The organism is Streptomyces spinosisporus (genome assembly GCF_022698145.1).
GTDB classification, from domain to species: domain Bacteria; phylum Actinomycetota; class Actinomycetes; order Streptomycetales; family Streptomycetaceae; genus Streptomyces; species Streptomyces spinosisporus.
In genome coordinates this window covers 1-13,326 of the sequence record NZ_JALDAX010000028.1, presented here as the reverse complement: position 1 = coordinate 13,326, position 13,326 = coordinate 1, and the positions used below count along the sequence as shown (strand labels likewise).

General features: G+C 70.0%; 13 protein-coding genes. 5 read left to right on the top strand and 8 right to left on the bottom strand.

Features of this window, described 5'->3' with window-relative positions; genetic code table 11:
• Nucleotides 1-141 precede the first annotated feature (141 nt).
• The 3 genes from fomD to MQN93_RS40705 form a co-directional block, all read right to left on the bottom strand.
• Nucleotides 142-837, bottom strand: coding sequence for a cytidylyl-2-hydroxypropylphosphonate hydrolase (fomD, locus tag MQN93_RS40715; protein ID WP_242713451.1), 696 nt, complete (start codon nt 835-837; stop codon nt 142-144).
• Nucleotides 838-909: 72 nt separating this feature from the next.
• On the bottom strand, nt 910-2,295 hold the full coding sequence (locus MQN93_RS40710; RefSeq protein WP_242713450.1) for a class II fumarate hydratase: 1,386 nt from the start codon (nt 2,293-2,295) through the stop codon (nt 910-912).
• 72 nt (nt 2,296-2,367) lie between these two features.
• Nucleotides 2,368-4,032, bottom strand: coding sequence for a fumarate hydratase (locus tag MQN93_RS40705; RefSeq protein WP_016437755.1), 1,665 nt, complete (start codon nt 4,030-4,032; stop codon nt 2,368-2,370).
• A gap of 256 nt (nt 4,033-4,288) precedes the next feature.
• Between MQN93_RS40705 and MQN93_RS40700 the strand changes: the two genes are divergently transcribed.
• Entirely contained in the window at nt 4,289-4,996 is a 708-nt protein-coding gene (locus MQN93_RS40700; protein ID WP_242713449.1) for a DUF1707 domain-containing protein, read from the top strand.
• A gap of 175 nt (nt 4,997-5,171) precedes the next feature.
• Nucleotides 5,172-5,546, top strand: a complete 375-nt coding sequence (locus MQN93_RS40695; RefSeq protein ID WP_016437757.1) for a WhiB family transcriptional regulator — start codon at nt 5,172-5,174, stop codon at nt 5,544-5,546.
• A gap of 70 nt (nt 5,547-5,616) precedes the next feature.
• On the opposite strand, the gene glpX is transcribed toward MQN93_RS40695, so the two are convergent.
• Nucleotides 5,617-6,651, bottom strand: a complete 1,035-nt coding sequence (gene glpX / locus MQN93_RS40690) for a class II fructose-bisphosphatase (RefSeq protein ID WP_016437758.1) — start codon at nt 6,649-6,651, stop codon at nt 5,617-5,619.
• A gap of 125 nt (nt 6,652-6,776) precedes the next feature.
• Between glpX and MQN93_RS40685 the strand changes: the two genes are divergently transcribed.
• Nucleotides 6,777-7,298, top strand: coding sequence for a DUF4245 domain-containing protein (locus MQN93_RS40685; RefSeq protein WP_016437759.1), 522 nt, complete (start codon nt 6,777-6,779; stop codon nt 7,296-7,298).
• Between the two features lie 93 nt (nt 7,299-7,391).
• Here the strand turns inward: MQN93_RS40685 and MQN93_RS40680 are convergent, their stop codons facing one another.
• The 4 genes from MQN93_RS40680 to MQN93_RS40665 form a co-directional block, all read right to left on the bottom strand.
• On the bottom strand, nt 7,392-7,982 hold the full coding sequence (locus MQN93_RS40680; protein ID WP_016437760.1) for a malonic semialdehyde reductase: 591 nt from the start codon (nt 7,980-7,982) through the stop codon (nt 7,392-7,394).
• A gap of 215 nt (nt 7,983-8,197) precedes the next feature.
• Nucleotides 8,198-8,443, bottom strand: a complete 246-nt coding sequence (locus tag MQN93_RS40675) for an exodeoxyribonuclease VII small subunit (protein WP_242713448.1) — start codon at nt 8,441-8,443, stop codon at nt 8,198-8,200.
• Between the two features lie 9 nt (nt 8,444-8,452).
• Nucleotides 8,453-9,661, bottom strand: coding sequence for an exodeoxyribonuclease VII large subunit (gene xseA, locus MQN93_RS40670; protein ID WP_016437762.1), 1,209 nt, complete (start codon nt 9,659-9,661; stop codon nt 8,453-8,455).
• Between the two features lie 376 nt (nt 9,662-10,037).
• Nucleotides 10,038-11,441: an APC family permease gene (locus tag MQN93_RS40665; protein WP_242713447.1), complete on the bottom strand. Its 1,404-nt coding sequence runs from the start codon at nt 11,439-11,441 to the stop codon at nt 10,038-10,040.
• A gap of 114 nt (nt 11,442-11,555) precedes the next feature.
• Here MQN93_RS40665 and MQN93_RS40660 point away from each other — a divergent pair, with 114 nt between their 5' ends.
• Nucleotides 11,556-12,557, top strand: a complete 1,002-nt coding sequence (locus tag MQN93_RS40660) for a 4-hydroxy-3-methylbut-2-enyl diphosphate reductase (RefSeq protein ID WP_242713446.1) — start codon at nt 11,556-11,558, stop codon at nt 12,555-12,557.
• Nucleotides 12,558-12,586: 29 nt separating this feature from the next.
• Nucleotides 12,587-13,326: polyphosphate--glucose phosphotransferase (ppgK, locus tag MQN93_RS40655; protein ID WP_242713445.1), on the top strand; the 740-nt coding region annotated here is incomplete at its 3' end.

Sequence of the window (13,326 nt, the reverse complement as noted above, 5' to 3'; positions counted from 1 at the left end):
GATGTTGCCCTCGTTCCTCTCGCTCACGTCCTGCCGCCCCTCGGTGACGATCGGTCAAGCCCAGCGCATGCTCCGGGAGTTGCTACTGCACCCTTGCGGAGGACGATCCTACGGTTGCGGACCGGGGGCGCATCAAGGGTCTCATGTGGACACGTGCGCGGGCGTACGGTCCCAGTCCTCCGGCAAAGACGGTACAGCCCAGGACGGATCCGGGCGCCAGTGCTGCCAGCCGTCGCTGAACGGCGGGCCCCAGGCGCGGATCACCTCCACCGCGGACCGGCCCGCCGCACGCACCTGTTCGGCCAGCTCGGGAGCCATCAGCCCGTCCCGCTGGGCCTGCGCGAACTCGTCCTCGTCGCGCCAGTGCCAACTGCGGTCCGGGTGCACGGAGATGTCGAGGAAGTGATCCTCGGAGTCCACCCCGCCGCCCCAACGCTCAAGCGGGGCTTCGAGGTTGACGTACCAGTTCTTGAACTGCCAGCCCGGCTCCCAGAACAGCCACACCGACCAGGGCTCACCGGGCCGGGCCAGCTTCAGCACCCCGGTGCCGAACCAGCGGTCGCGCTGTACGGTACGGGGCTTGGTGTAACGGGTCTCCAGCGGCTCGACGTGCACGGGCGTCCCGTCGGCGAGCGCCGGCTTGACGCACTCGGTGCCCGGGGCCAGCCAGACGGCGAGCAGATCGGCGTCGTCGCGCACGACGGTCACGGGGCGTGCGATGTGGAAGTGCGCGCCCCCGTTCTCCCGGTACCGCCACAGGATCTGTGTCCCCGGGGTCCAGAAGGCCGTCGCTCCGCCCGCCGCCACGTCCGCTCTCACCGCTTCACCCTCTGCCATGCAGAGATATTAGGTGCCATGGGCATACGACGCTGCGGCGCGCGTCACGGTTCGCGCCGCAGCGCCGAATCGTCACGGACGCGTCATCCGCAGGACATCGAGGGCCTCGTCCAGCTGCTCCACCGTGAGATCGCCGCGCTCCACGTACCCGCCGTCCAGGACGACCTCGCGGATGGTGCGGCGCTCGGCCAGCGCCTTCTTCGCGACCTTCGCGGCCTCCTCGTAGCCGATGTACTTGTTGAGCGGCGTGACCACCGAGGGCGACGACTCGGCGTACTCGCGGGCCCGCTCGCGGTTCGCGGTGATGCCGTCCACGGTCCGGTCGGCCAGCAGCCGGGAGACGTTCGCGAGCAGCCGGACCGACTCCAGGACGTTCTTGGCGATGACCGGCAGCATCACGTTGAGCTCGAAGTTGCCGGCCGCGCCGGCCGCGGCGACGGTGGCGTCGTTGCCGGTGACCTGGGCGGCGACCATCAGCACCGCCTCGGGGATCACCGGGTTGACCTTGCCCGGCATGATCGACGAACCGGGCTGCAGATCGGGCAGGTTGATCTCGGCGAGCCCGGTGCGCGGCCCGGACGACATCCACCGCAGATCATTGGCGATCTTCGTCAGCCCCACGGCGATCGTCCGCAGCTGCCCGCTGGTCTCGACGATGCCGTCCCGCGCGCCCTGTGCCTCGAAGTGGTTGCGGGCCTCGGTCAGCGGCAGACCGGTGACGCGGGCGACCTCCTCGATGACGGCGGCGGAGAAGCCGGGCGGGGTGTTGATGCCGGTGCCGACGGCGGTGCCGCCCAGCGGCAGCTCGGCGAGCCGGGGGAGCGTCGCGGACAGCCGCTCGATGCCGTACCGCACCTGGGCCGCGTACCCGCCGAACTCCTGCCCCAGCGTCACGGGCGTGGCGTCCATCAGATGCGTACGCCCCGACTTCACCACGTCGGCGAACTCCTCGGACTTGCGCTCCAGGGAGGCGGCGAGGTGCTCCAGGGCGGGGACGAGGTCCCGGGTGACGGCGGCGGTGGCGGCGACATGGATGGAGGACGGGAAGACGTCGTTGGACGACTGCGAGGCGTTCACATGGTCGTTGGGGTGTACGTCCCTGCCGAGCCGCTCGGTCGCGAGCGTGGCGAGCACCTCGTTGGTGTTCATGTTCGACGAGGTGCCGGAGCCGGTCTGGAAGACGTCGATCGGGAAGTGCTCGTCCCAGTCCCCGCGGGCGACCTCGGCCGCCGCCTCCTGGATCGCCTCGGCGATGTCCTTGTCGAGTACCCCGAGCCGCGCGTTCACCTTGGCGGCGGCGCCCTTGATGCGCGCGAGCGCCTCGATGTGGGCGCGCTCGATGCGCTGGCCGGAGATCGGGAAGTTCTCGACGGCACGCTGCGTCTGGGCCCGCCACTTCGCGTCCGCCGGGACGCGGACCTCTCCCATGGAGTCGTGCTCGATGCGGTAGTCGCTCATGCCTGCTACAGCGCCGCCGCGCCCGGGGGTGTTCCCGGCCGCGACGGCGCCGTACCTGATCGGACCAGTGGGCTACGCCAGCCCGGGGCCCCGTACCGGGATCGTCGTGAACGTCGGGGCGGGTGCCGGGTCCTGGAAGAAGTCGTTGCCCTTGTCGTCGACCACGATGAACGCCGGGAAGTCCTCGACCTCGATCTTCCAGACGGCCTCCATGCCGAGCTCCTCGTACTCGACGACCTCGACCTTCTTGATGCAGTCCTGGGCGAGGCGGGCGGCGGGGCCGCCGATGGAGCCGAGGTAGAAGCCGCCGTGCGCGTCGCAGGCGTCGGTGACCTGCTTGGAACGGTTGCCCTTGGCCAGCATGACCTTGGAGCCGCCCGCCGCCTGGAACTGCTCGACGTAGGAGTCCATGCGGCCGGCCGTGGTCGGGCCGAAGGAGCCGGACGCGTAGCCCTCGGGGGTCTTCGCCGGGCCCGCGTAGTACACCGGGTGGTCCTTGAGGTACTGCGGCATCTCCTCGCCCGCGTCCAGCCGCTCCTTGATCTTGGCGTGCGCGATGTCGCGGGCCACGACCAGCGGGCCGGTGAGCGAGAGCCGGGTCTTGACCGGGTACTTGGTCAGCTCGGCGAGGATCGACTCCATCGGCTGGTTGAGGTCGATCCGCACGACGTCGGACTCGTCGAGGTGCTCGTCCGTCGTGTCGGGCAGGAAGCGCGCGGGGTCCGTCTCCAGCTGCTCCAGGAAGACGCCCTCGGGCGTGATCTTCGCGAGTGCCTGGCGGTCGGCCGAGCAGGAGACGGCGATGGCGACCGGGCAGGACGCGCCGTGCCGGGGCAGGCGCACCACGCGCACGTCGTGGCAGAAGTACTTGCCGCCGAACTGCGCGCCGATCCCGATCCTCTGCGTCAGCTCGAAGACCTTCTGCTCCAGCTCCTTGTCGCGGAAGCCGTGCCCGAGCTCGGAGCCCTCGGCCGGGATCTCGTCCAGGTAGTGCGCGGAGGCGTACTTGGCGGTCTTCAGCGCGTACTCGGCGGACGTACCGCCGACGACGATCGCCAGGTGGTACGGCGGGCAGGCGGCCGTACCGAGCGAACGGATCTTCTCCTCCAGGAACTTCATCATGGAGGACTCGTTCAGGACGGCCTTCGTCTCCTGGTACAGGAACGACTTGTTGGCCGAGCCTCCGCCCTTCGCCATGAACAGGAACTTGTACGCGCCGCCGTCGGTGGCGTACAGCTCGATCTGGGCGGGGAGGTTGGAGCCGGTGTTCTTCTCTTCCCACATGGTGAGCGGGGCCATCTGCGAGTACCGCAGGTTGAGGTTGTGGTAGGCGTCGTAGATGCCCTTGGACAGGGCCTCCTCGTCGCCGCCCTGCGTGAGCACGTTCTGGCCGCGCTTGCCCATCACGATCGCCGTGCCGGTGTCCTGGCACATGGGCAGCACGCCCGCCGCCGCGATGTTGGCGTTCTTCAGCAGGTCCAGGGCGACGAACTTGTCGTTGGCCGACGCCTCGGGGTCGTCGACGATGCGGCGCAGCTGGGACAGGTGCGCGGGCCGCAGATAGTGCTGGATGTCGTGGATGGCCTCCTCGGCGAGCTTGCGCAGCGCCTCGGGCTCCACCTTGAGGAACGTCCGCCCGTCGGCCTCGAAGGTGGAGACACCCTCGGAGGTCACCAGCCGGTAGGTGGTGGTGTCCTCTCCCATGGGGAGCAGATCGGTGTACGCGAACTCAGGCATCTTCGCCCATTCCTCACTCGACAGACGGCGGCCCGCCGACACCGGCGGGCGCTCACCAGCGTAGGACCTGCCTGGAGCGGCGGGCTTGTGAGGTTGTCCTCAGTAGGTCCTCGTCGGGTCCTCGTCGGGTCTTCGTTGGGTCTTCGTCGGGTCTTCGTCGGGTCTTCGTTGGGTCTTCGTCGGGTCTTCGTCGGGTCTTCGGTGGGTTTTCCACAGGGGGTAGTCGCGATCTATCGCGTTTGGGTACGCTGCTGTCGTGGACCTTCAGAAGCAGCCTCCGCAGACGCATGCCGAGCCCTCGCCGCCGGCCGCCGAGCTGCGTGCCTCGGACGCCGAACGTGACCGCATCGCCGACATCCTGCGCGAAGCCCTCGCGGAGGGCCGGCTGACCGCCGACGAGCACGCCGAGCGCGTGGAGGGTGTGCTCGCCGCCAGGACGGTGGGCGAGCTGGAGGTCTTCATCCGGGACCTGCCGGCCGCGCACCGGCGCCGAGCGGCCCCCGCCTTCGCCGCGGCCCCCAACCGCCCCACGACGGGCGCCATCCCGGCCGACCCCGACGAGAACGTGGTGGCGGTGTTCAGCAGCGCCGTCCGCAAGGGCCGCTGGCGCGCGGGACGCCGCATCCATGCGTACGCGATCTTCGGCAGCGTGGAGATAGACCTCAGCGAGGCGCTCTTCGAATACCAGCAGGTCGTGATCAAGACGGTCTCGGTCTTCGGGAATGTGGAGATCCGCGTCCCGGAGAATGTGTCGCTGCGCGGCACCGGCGGCGGTGTGCTCGGCAACTTCGAGGTGGACACGCTGGATTCGGCTGAACCGGACGCCCCGGTCATCTATGTCGACGGGTGGGCCGTACTGGGCAATGTCGAGGCAAGGCCCAAGCGCGGCAAGCTCGTTGCCGACATTCTCGACCGGGTCCGGCGCAAGGTCGACAAGGATTTGCGCAAACACCTGGATCGTTGACGGTTGTGAATCCGGCGGTGTTTCCCGCGCATTGGTCCACCCGTAATCGGACAGCCGCGGGTGCTCACAACCCCCCGGAATCCAGCGGTTCGGAACTGAGTGCATAGGCACGCGCACAGCGGGTAGGCCTTGACGCATCGTCTCTCGCTCGCGAAGCCGTCGTCAGGAGTAGACCGTGCTGCAACCGCCGCATTCGTCCCTGCAGGTAGCTGCCGTGCCGGCCCAGCGGGTGCCAGTGCGGGACAGGGACCAAGACGCTCCATGGCACACCGAGGCGGTGTGCCGGCGCGACGAGGCCGGCCTGTTCTTCGCCCCCTCGAAAGAACCCACCGCCGCAAGGCTTTCCCGCGAGGAGGCGGCCAAGCGCGTCTGTGCCCGCTGTCCCGTCATGGTCGAGTGCCGCGAGCACGCGCTCCTGCAACCGGAGCCCTACGGCGTCTGGGGCGGCCTCACGGCGGCCGAGCGCCGAGTGGTGCTGGCGCGCCGCCGCCGTCGCGAAATGGAACTGAAGAAGGCGGCGAGGGTGGAGCGCATACCGCAGGCGGGGTAGTCGCCCCCCTCCAGGACGCACGAAGCGGGCGCCCCCTACCGCACCAGGGGGCGCCCGCTTCTTGGTCGGGCTACTTCGCGCGGTCGAAGTCGATCGCGCTGTAGGCCCGCAGCTTGCTCAGCCGGTGCTCGGAGTCGATCCGGCGCACCGTCCCCGACTTCGACCGCATCACGATCGAGTCGGTCGTCGCGTTCTCCGAGCGGTAGCGCACACCGCGCAGCAGCTCGCCGTCGGTGATGCCGGTCGCCACGAAGAAGACGTTCTCCCCGGACACCAGGTCGTCGGTCTGCAGCACGCGGTCCAGGTCATGCCCGGCGTCCAGCGCCCGCTGCCGCTCCTCGTCGTCCTTCGGCCACAGCTTGCCCTGGATGGTGCCGCCGAGGCACTTCACGGCACAGGCCGAGATGATCCCCTCCGGCGTACCGCCGATGCCGAGCAGCATGTCGACGCCGGTGCCCTCGCGCATCGCGTAGATCGAACCGGCCACGTCGCCGTCGGAGATCAGCTTGATCCGCGCCCCGGCGTCCCGGATCTCCTTGATGATCCCCTCGTGCCGCGGGCGGTCCAGGATGACGACGGTCACGTCCTCCGGGGTGGAGTGCTTGGCCTTGGCGACCCGGCGGATGTTCACCGACACCGGGGCGTTGATGTCGACGAAGTCGGCCGCGTCGGGCCCGGTGACCAGCTTGTCCATGTAGAACACGGCGGACGGGTCGAACATCGACCCGCGGTCCGCGGCGGCCAGCACGGCGATGGCGTTCGGCATGCCCTTGGCGGTCAGCGTGGTGCCGTCGATCGGGTCGACGGCGATGTCGCACTCGGGGCCGGTCCCGTCACCGATCCGCTCCCCGTTGAAGAGCATCGGGGCCTCGTCCTTCTCGCCCTCGCCGATGACCACCACGCCGTTCATGGACACGGTGGACACGAGGCTTCGCATGGCGCGCACCGCGGCGCCGTCGGCACCGTTCTTGTCGCCCCGCCCGACCCAGCGGCCCGCGGCCATCGCGGCTGCTTCGGTCACCCGGACGAGTTCCAGGGCGAGGTTGCGGTCGGGGGCTTCACTGGGGACTTCGAGTTCGGACGGCAAGTGATGATGCTCGGTCATCGAGGCGCACCTTTCTGATACGACGACGGCCGGATGAGGGTTCGCCCCGACTCTATCGTCAGTGCGACAAAATGAGCAGGGGACCCCACGGATGAGCGGACCGGGCACCTGCGACGATAGAGGGCGTGGCAGGTTCGAACGGCAAGCAGAAGACGGTCCGGGACATGGTGCTCTCCCTGGGCGTGATCGGGATCGCCGCTGCGGTCATCTACATCTTCATCCCGCACGACGACAAGGACACCGACATCAAGCGGGTCGACTACCGGGTCGAGCTGCTCACGGCACGGCGCGCCGCGGCCTACCCGGTCGCCGCCCCCGAGGGCCTGTCCAAGAGCTGGAAGGCGACGTCCGTCCGCTTCCAGGGCGACAAGTTCGACGCCTGGCACCTGGGCTTCCACGCCCCCGACGACCAGTACGTGCAGATCGAGCAGTCGACTCAGAAGCCTTCGGAGTTCATCGACGAGGCGAGCCAGGGCGGCAGCGCGACCAAGACCACCCAGAAGATCGCCGGCCGCACCTGGACCCACTACACCGGCGGCCGCTACGACGCCCTGGTGCTCCCCGGCAAGGGCTCGACCACGGTGGTCGCGGGCACCGGCTCCTTCAAGCAGCTGACCGAGATGGCCGCGGCGCTGAAGATGGCGTAGCCGCACGCACGCGAAGGCCCCCGGCGGTGCTGCCGGGGGCCTTCGCGCGTGCGAGGGGTGCTCAGACGGAGGGGTGCTCAGACGGAGGGGTGCTCAGACGGTGGTGACGACCTGCTCGTAGCCCAGACGCGGGGAGCGCGGGAACCAGGCGTCCTCGCCGGGCTTGCCGATGTTGACCACCATCAGCGGGGTGTGGTCGTCGTCCAGGAACTCCTTCTGGACGCCCGCGAAGTCGAGACCGGTCATCGGGCCGGCCGCGAGACCGGCGGCGCGGACGCCGATGATGAAGTACGCGGCCTGCAGGGTGGCGTTCAGGGCGGCGCTGTTCTCCCGGATCACGCGGTCGCCGAAGACGGCGTCCTTGGCCTGGGGGAAGTGCGGGAAGAGCTCCGGCAGTTCCTCGTGGAACTCGTTGTCCGCGGAGAGGATCGCGACCAGCGGGGCGGTGGCGGTCTTCTTCTGGTTGCCCTCGGCCATGTGCCGCACCAGGCGCTCGCGGGCCTCCGCGGAGCGGACCAGCGTGATGCGCAGCGGGGACTGGTTCATCGAGGTCGGCCCGTACTTGACGAGGTCGTAGATCGCCTGCACCTGCTCGTCGGTCACCGGCTCGTCGGTGAAGGTGTTGGCGGTGCGGGCCTCGCGGAACAGCAGGTCCTGGGCGGCGGGGTCAAGAACGAGAGACATGGCTGAACTTCCTCGGTAACGGCGTCCGGTTCGCAACCGGACCGCGGTCCGGTTAAGCTGACGAGCATGACCGTACGCCGGTGAAGTTCAATGTTCAACAAAAACTGGGGCATGGTGATCCGTTTCACAACGGACCACGTTCTGTGGCGGTGTTCCGGTGATCCGGTGATCCGGTGTTTGGTGGGGCTGGGGGCTGGGGGCTGGGGGCTGGGGGGCTACGCGCCGCCGTCCTCGTCGGCCTCTTCCTCTTCCTCCTCGGCCAGCGCCGCGTCCAGCCGCGCCCGGGCGCCGTCCAGCCAGCGCCGGCAGACCTTGGCCAGTTCCTCGCCGCGCTCCCAGAGCGCGAGGGACTCCTCGAGCGTCGTGCCGCCCGCCTCGAGGCGTCGTACGACCTCGATCAGCTCGTCCCGCGCCTGCTCGTAACCGAGCGCCTCTTCCTTGCCCGCCACCTTGCTGGTCATCCGCCCACCCTATGCATCGACTCGTACGGAGAACTCACCCTCGGAGACCCGCGCCCGCAGCGTCTCCTGTGCCGTGACCTCGGCCGGGTCGCGCACCACGTGACCGTCCTCCTTCTGCAGCACGGCGTACCCGCGCTTGAGGGTGGCGGCGGGAGAGAGGGCCACCACGCGCGCGTGCGTGTGCGTCAGCTCGGAGTCGGCGCGGTCGAGCAGATGCCGGAGCGTGCGGCGCGAACGGTCGGTCAGCGAGGCGACATGATCGGCCCGCTCGTCGATCATCCGGTGCGGATCCTCTATCGAGGGCCGGGCGAGCGCATGGGCGAGCCCGCGTTCCTCCCGCTCGACGAACGCCTCCACGCACCGCCGGGCACGGTCCCGCAGCAACCGCACGCGCTCGTACTCCTCACCCACGTCCGGTACGACCTTCTTGGCGGCGTCGGTGGGGGTGGAGGCGCGCAGGTCGGCGACATGGTCGAGGAGGGGGTTGTCGGGCTCGTGCCCGATCGCCGAGACCACCGGGGTGCGGCACTCGGCGACGGCGCGCACGAGCTGCTCGTCGGAGAACGGCAGCAGGTCCTCCACGCTGCCGCCGCCGCGCGCGACGATGATCACGTCCACCTCGCCGAGCGCGTCGAGCTCCTTGACGGCCTGCACGACCTGCGGGACGGCGTGCACGCCCTGCACGGCGACGTTGCGCACCTCGAAGCGGACGGCGGGCCAGCGGTGCCGGGCGTTCTCCAGTACGTCGCGCTCGGCGGCCGAGGCGCGGCCGCAGACCAGGCCGATGAGCTGGGGCAGGAAGGGCAGGGCCTTCTTGCGCTCGGGTGCGAACAGGCCCTCGGCGGCCAGCGACTTCTTCAACTGTTCCAGCCGCGCGAGGAGTTCGCCGATGCCCACGGGCCTTATCTCGGCGGCGCGCAGGGAGAGCTGGCCCCGCGGCGCGTACCACTCCGGCTTGGCGTGGACGACGACCCGCGCGCCCTCGCTGACGACGTCGGCCACGGCGTCGAACACCTGGCGGTAGCAGGTGACGCTGATCGAGATGTCGTGAGAGGGATCGCGCAGCGTCAGAAAGACGACCCCGGCACCGGGCCGCCGCGACAACTGGGTGATCTGCCCCTCGACCCACACGGCTCCCAGCCGGTCGATCCACCCTCCGATGAGCCGCGACACCTCACCGACGGGCAGGGGGGCTTGCGCGGACGTATTGAGAGCCATGCCGCGAGGGTAACGGCCACCACCGACAACCCAGCCCAGCCCAGCCACCCCTTTCGCCGCCCGCCGCGCACCCACACTGCACGACCGGCACGGCGCGTCCGTCCGCCGACCGGGCGGCCCCACCACGACTGCCGCCCCTGACGCCTCCGCGACCACGGCGACGGCGAACGCGGCCCTCGCGCGCGGCGGGTGTGCCTGGGTGGCGCGGGCGTGCCGCCCCGCCCGCACTGCACGACCGGCACGGCGCGTCCGTCCGCCGACCGGGCGGCCCCGCTACGGCTGCCACCCCGGACGCCTTCGCGATCACCGCGATGGTGACTCCCCCCGGCGCGACGGGCATCAGCACATGCGGGCACCGGATCACCGTGCGGTCGGCTCAGCCCTTTCCGCTCGCTTGCGTGCGCTCAGGCGGCGCAGGCGTATCCACGCGCCCCCGCTGTACCACCAGGACCGCGAGTGCGATTGCCAGCCAGGCGGCGCCCACCACGAGTGCCGTCCCGGACGCCTCCGCGATCACCGCGATGGTGATCGCCGCGCCCGCGACGGGCATCAGTACGTGGCGCCACCAGATCAGTGGGCCGCCTGCGCGGCGTACCGCGAACCATGCCAGCACGCTTGCGTGCAGGAGTGTGAAGGCTGTCAGGGCGCCGATGTCGACGACCGACACGAGGTGGTCCATCCCGTCGTCGCGGCGGGCGGCCCACACCGCCGCGATCAGTGTGATCACGGCCGCGCACAGCAGCGCCACCCGCGGCACCCCGGTGTCCGTCCTGGCCAGTGCCCGGGGCAGTCGGCGGTCGCGGCCCATGGCGAACAGCAGGCGGGCCGCGGCGGCCTGTCCGGCCAGTGCCGCGAACGCCGCCCCGATCGCCTTGCTGACCGCCACCAGGTCGTGCAGCCACGTACCGACCGACGCGTCCACGGCGTCGTAGAACGCGGACCCCTGCTTGCCGGGATCGGCGGCCAGCTGCGCGGACGTCGCCGGTTCCAGCAGCGCCACCAGGTACGTCTGCGCCACGAACAGCACGCCCGCCAGCGCCAGACAGAACAGCACGGCGCGCGCCACCTTCCCGGACCCGCCCGTGGCCTCCTCCGCGAAGGACGCGATGGCGTCGAAGCCCAGATAGGACAGCACGGCGACCGAGACCGCCCCGATCACCGCCGACAGCGCGAACGACCCCTGCGTACCGTCCCCCGACAGCGGCGACCACCAGCCCCGCTCGGCGCCGTCCCGCCCCAGCACCACCAGCGCCGACACCACGAAGACCAGCAGCACCACGACTTCCATCACCAGCACCAGGAGGCCGGCCCGGGCCGCGGCACGCACCCCCCACAGGTTCAGCAGCGTCGTGACGACGACCGCGAGCGCCGTCCACACCCAGCGCGAGACCTCCGGCACCAGGGAGTTCATCGCGATCCCGGAGAAGAGATAGGCGACCGCCGGGATCAGCACGTAGTCCAGCATCGCCATCCACCCGGCGACGAAGCCCGCCTCCTTCCCGAGCGCCACGCGCGCGTAGGCGAACACCGAGCCCGCCCGGGGGACCACGCGCACCATCTGCGCGTAGCTGAACGCGGTGAACGCCATGGCGACGGTGGCGACGACGTAGACCAGCGCCACGGCACCGTGCGACTTCGCGTCCAGGGTGCCGAACACGCCGACGGGCGCCATGGGGGCGATGAAAAGCAGCCCGTAGACCACCAGATCCCGGAAACCGAGGCTGCGCCGCAGGTCATGCCCCTCGCCGGTGTTCGTAGCCGCCGTACCGGTCCTGGCCATGCCGCCTCCGCAGACGCCTCGTCCGTCGTGTCCTTCCCCACCCCTCCCACTCCACGGCCAGTCTCCCCAAGGGCGCGATCTTTGACCCGCCGAACGTGGCCCTACGATGGATGCATGACTGCTTCGTCTGGCCGCCGTGTCCTGCTCGCCGCCCCCCGGGGCTACTGCGCGGGTGTGGACCGCGCCGTGATCGCCGTCGAGAAAGCCCTGGAGCAGTACGGCGCTCCGATCTACGTCCGGCACGAGATCGTCCACAACAAGTACGTCGTGCAGACCCTGGAGAAGAAGGGCGCGATCTTCGTCGAGCGGACCGAGGAGGTCCCCGAGGGGAACATCGTGATGTTCTCCGCGCACGGCGTCGCCCCCGTCGTCCACGAGGAGGCGGAGCGCGGCCGGCTCGCCACCATCGACGCGACCTGCCCGCTGGTCACCAAGGTGCACAAGGAAGCCGTCCGCTTCGCCAATGACGACTACGACATCCTCCTGATCGGGCACGAGGGCCACGAGGAGGTCATCGGCACCTCCGGCGAGGCCCCCGAGCACATCACGCTCGTCGACGGCCCCGAGGACGTCGCCAAGGTCGAGGTCCGCGACCCCTCCAAGGTCGTATGGCTGTCCCAGACCACGCTCTCCGTCGACGAGACCATGGAGACCGTCGACGCCCTCAAGGAGAAGTTCCCGCAGCTGATCTCCCCCCCCAGCGACGACATCTGCTACGCCACGCAGAACCGTCAGCTCGCGGTCAAGCAGATGGGCGCCGAGGCGGATCTGGTCATCGTCGTCGGCTCCCGCAACTCCTCCAACTCCAAGCGGCTCGTCGAGGTCGCCAAGCTCGCGGGCGCGCGTGAGGCGTATCTGGTGGACTTCGCCGACGAGATCGACGAGTCCTGGCTTCAGGGCGTGTCCACGGTCGGCGTCACCTCCGGCGCCTCCGTCCCGGAGGTCCTGGTCGAGCAGGTCCTGGAGTGGCTGGCCGGGCGCGGCTTCGAGGACGTCGAGATCGTCAAGGCGGCCGAGGAGTCCATCACGTTCTCGCTGCCCAAGGAGCTGCGCCGGGACCTTCGCGAGGAGGCGGCGGCGCTGATCGCGGAGCGGACGGGCTCCTCGCGGGAGTGACCGTCAGTCGTCCGTCGTAACGTAGGGCCATGCAGATCTTCGGCGTGGACATCGGTGGATCCGGGATCAAGGGTGCCCCGGTGGACCTGGACAAGGGCGACCTGGCTGACGAGCGCTTCAAGGTGCTCACCCCGCACCCGTCGACCCCCGACAGCGTGGCGGACGGCGTGCGGCAGGTCGTCGAGCACTTCGGCTGGACGGGCCCGGTCGGCCTCACCTTTCCCGGTGTGGTCACCGGCGGCTCCACCGTCCGCACGGCGGCGAACGTCGACAAGAGCTGGGTCGACACCGACGCGCGCGCCCTGTTCAGCGAGCGCCTCGGCGGCCTGCCCGTGACGGTCGTCAACGACGCGGATGCGGCGGGCGTCGCCGAGATGCGCTTCGGTGCGGGCAAGGACCGCATGGGCACCGTCATCCTGCTGACCTTCGGCACCGGCATCGGCAGCGCCCTGTTCATCGACGGCAGGCTCGTGCCCAACACGGAGCTCGGCCACCTCGAGCTGCACGGCCACGACGCGGAGAAGCGCGCCTCCAGCAAGGCCAAGGACGACGGCGAGCTGACGTGGGAGCACTGGGCGCACCGCGTGCAGAAGTACCTCGCCCATGTCGAGATGCTGTTCTCGCCGGAGCTGATCGTCATCGGCGGCGGTGTCAGCCGCAAGGCCCAGAAGTTCCTGCCCTTCATCGAGGGCATCCAGGCGGAGATCGTCCCCGCACAGCTGCAGAACAACGCGGGCATCGTGGGCGCGGCGATGCACGCGGCGGAGAG

Excerpts from the sequence above, each read along its gene's own strand:
- fomD (WP_242713451.1), bottom strand. The coding sequence starts at position 837 with ATGGCAGAGGGTGAAGCGGTGAGAGCGGACGTGGCGGCGGGCGGAGCG.
- MQN93_RS40710 (WP_242713450.1), bottom strand. The coding sequence starts at position 2,295 with ATGAGCGACTACCGCATCGAGCACGACTCCATGGGAGAGGTCCGCGTC.
- MQN93_RS40705 (WP_016437755.1), bottom strand. The coding sequence starts at position 4,032 with ATGCCTGAGTTCGCGTACACCGATCTGCTCCCCATGGGAGAGGACACC.
- glpX (WP_016437758.1), bottom strand. The coding sequence starts at position 6,651 with ATGACCGAGCATCATCACTTGCCGTCCGAACTCGAAGTCCCCAGTGAA.
- MQN93_RS40680 (WP_016437760.1), bottom strand. The coding sequence starts at position 7,982 with ATGTCTCTCGTTCTTGACCCCGCCGCCCAGGACCTGCTGTTCCGCGAG.
- MQN93_RS40675 (WP_242713448.1), bottom strand. The coding sequence starts at position 8,443 with ATGACCAGCAAGGTGGCGGGCAAGGAAGAGGCGCTCGGTTACGAGCAG.
- xseA (WP_016437762.1), bottom strand. The coding sequence starts at position 9,661 with ATGGCTCTCAATACGTCCGCGCAAGCCCCCCTGCCCGTCGGTGAGGTG.
- MQN93_RS40665 (WP_242713447.1), bottom strand. The coding sequence starts at position 11,441 with ATGGCCAGGACCGGTACGGCGGCTACGAACACCGGCGAGGGGCATGAC.
- MQN93_RS40660 (WP_242713446.1), top strand. The coding sequence starts at position 11,556 with ATGACTGCTTCGTCTGGCCGCCGTGTCCTGCTCGCCGCCCCCCGGGGC.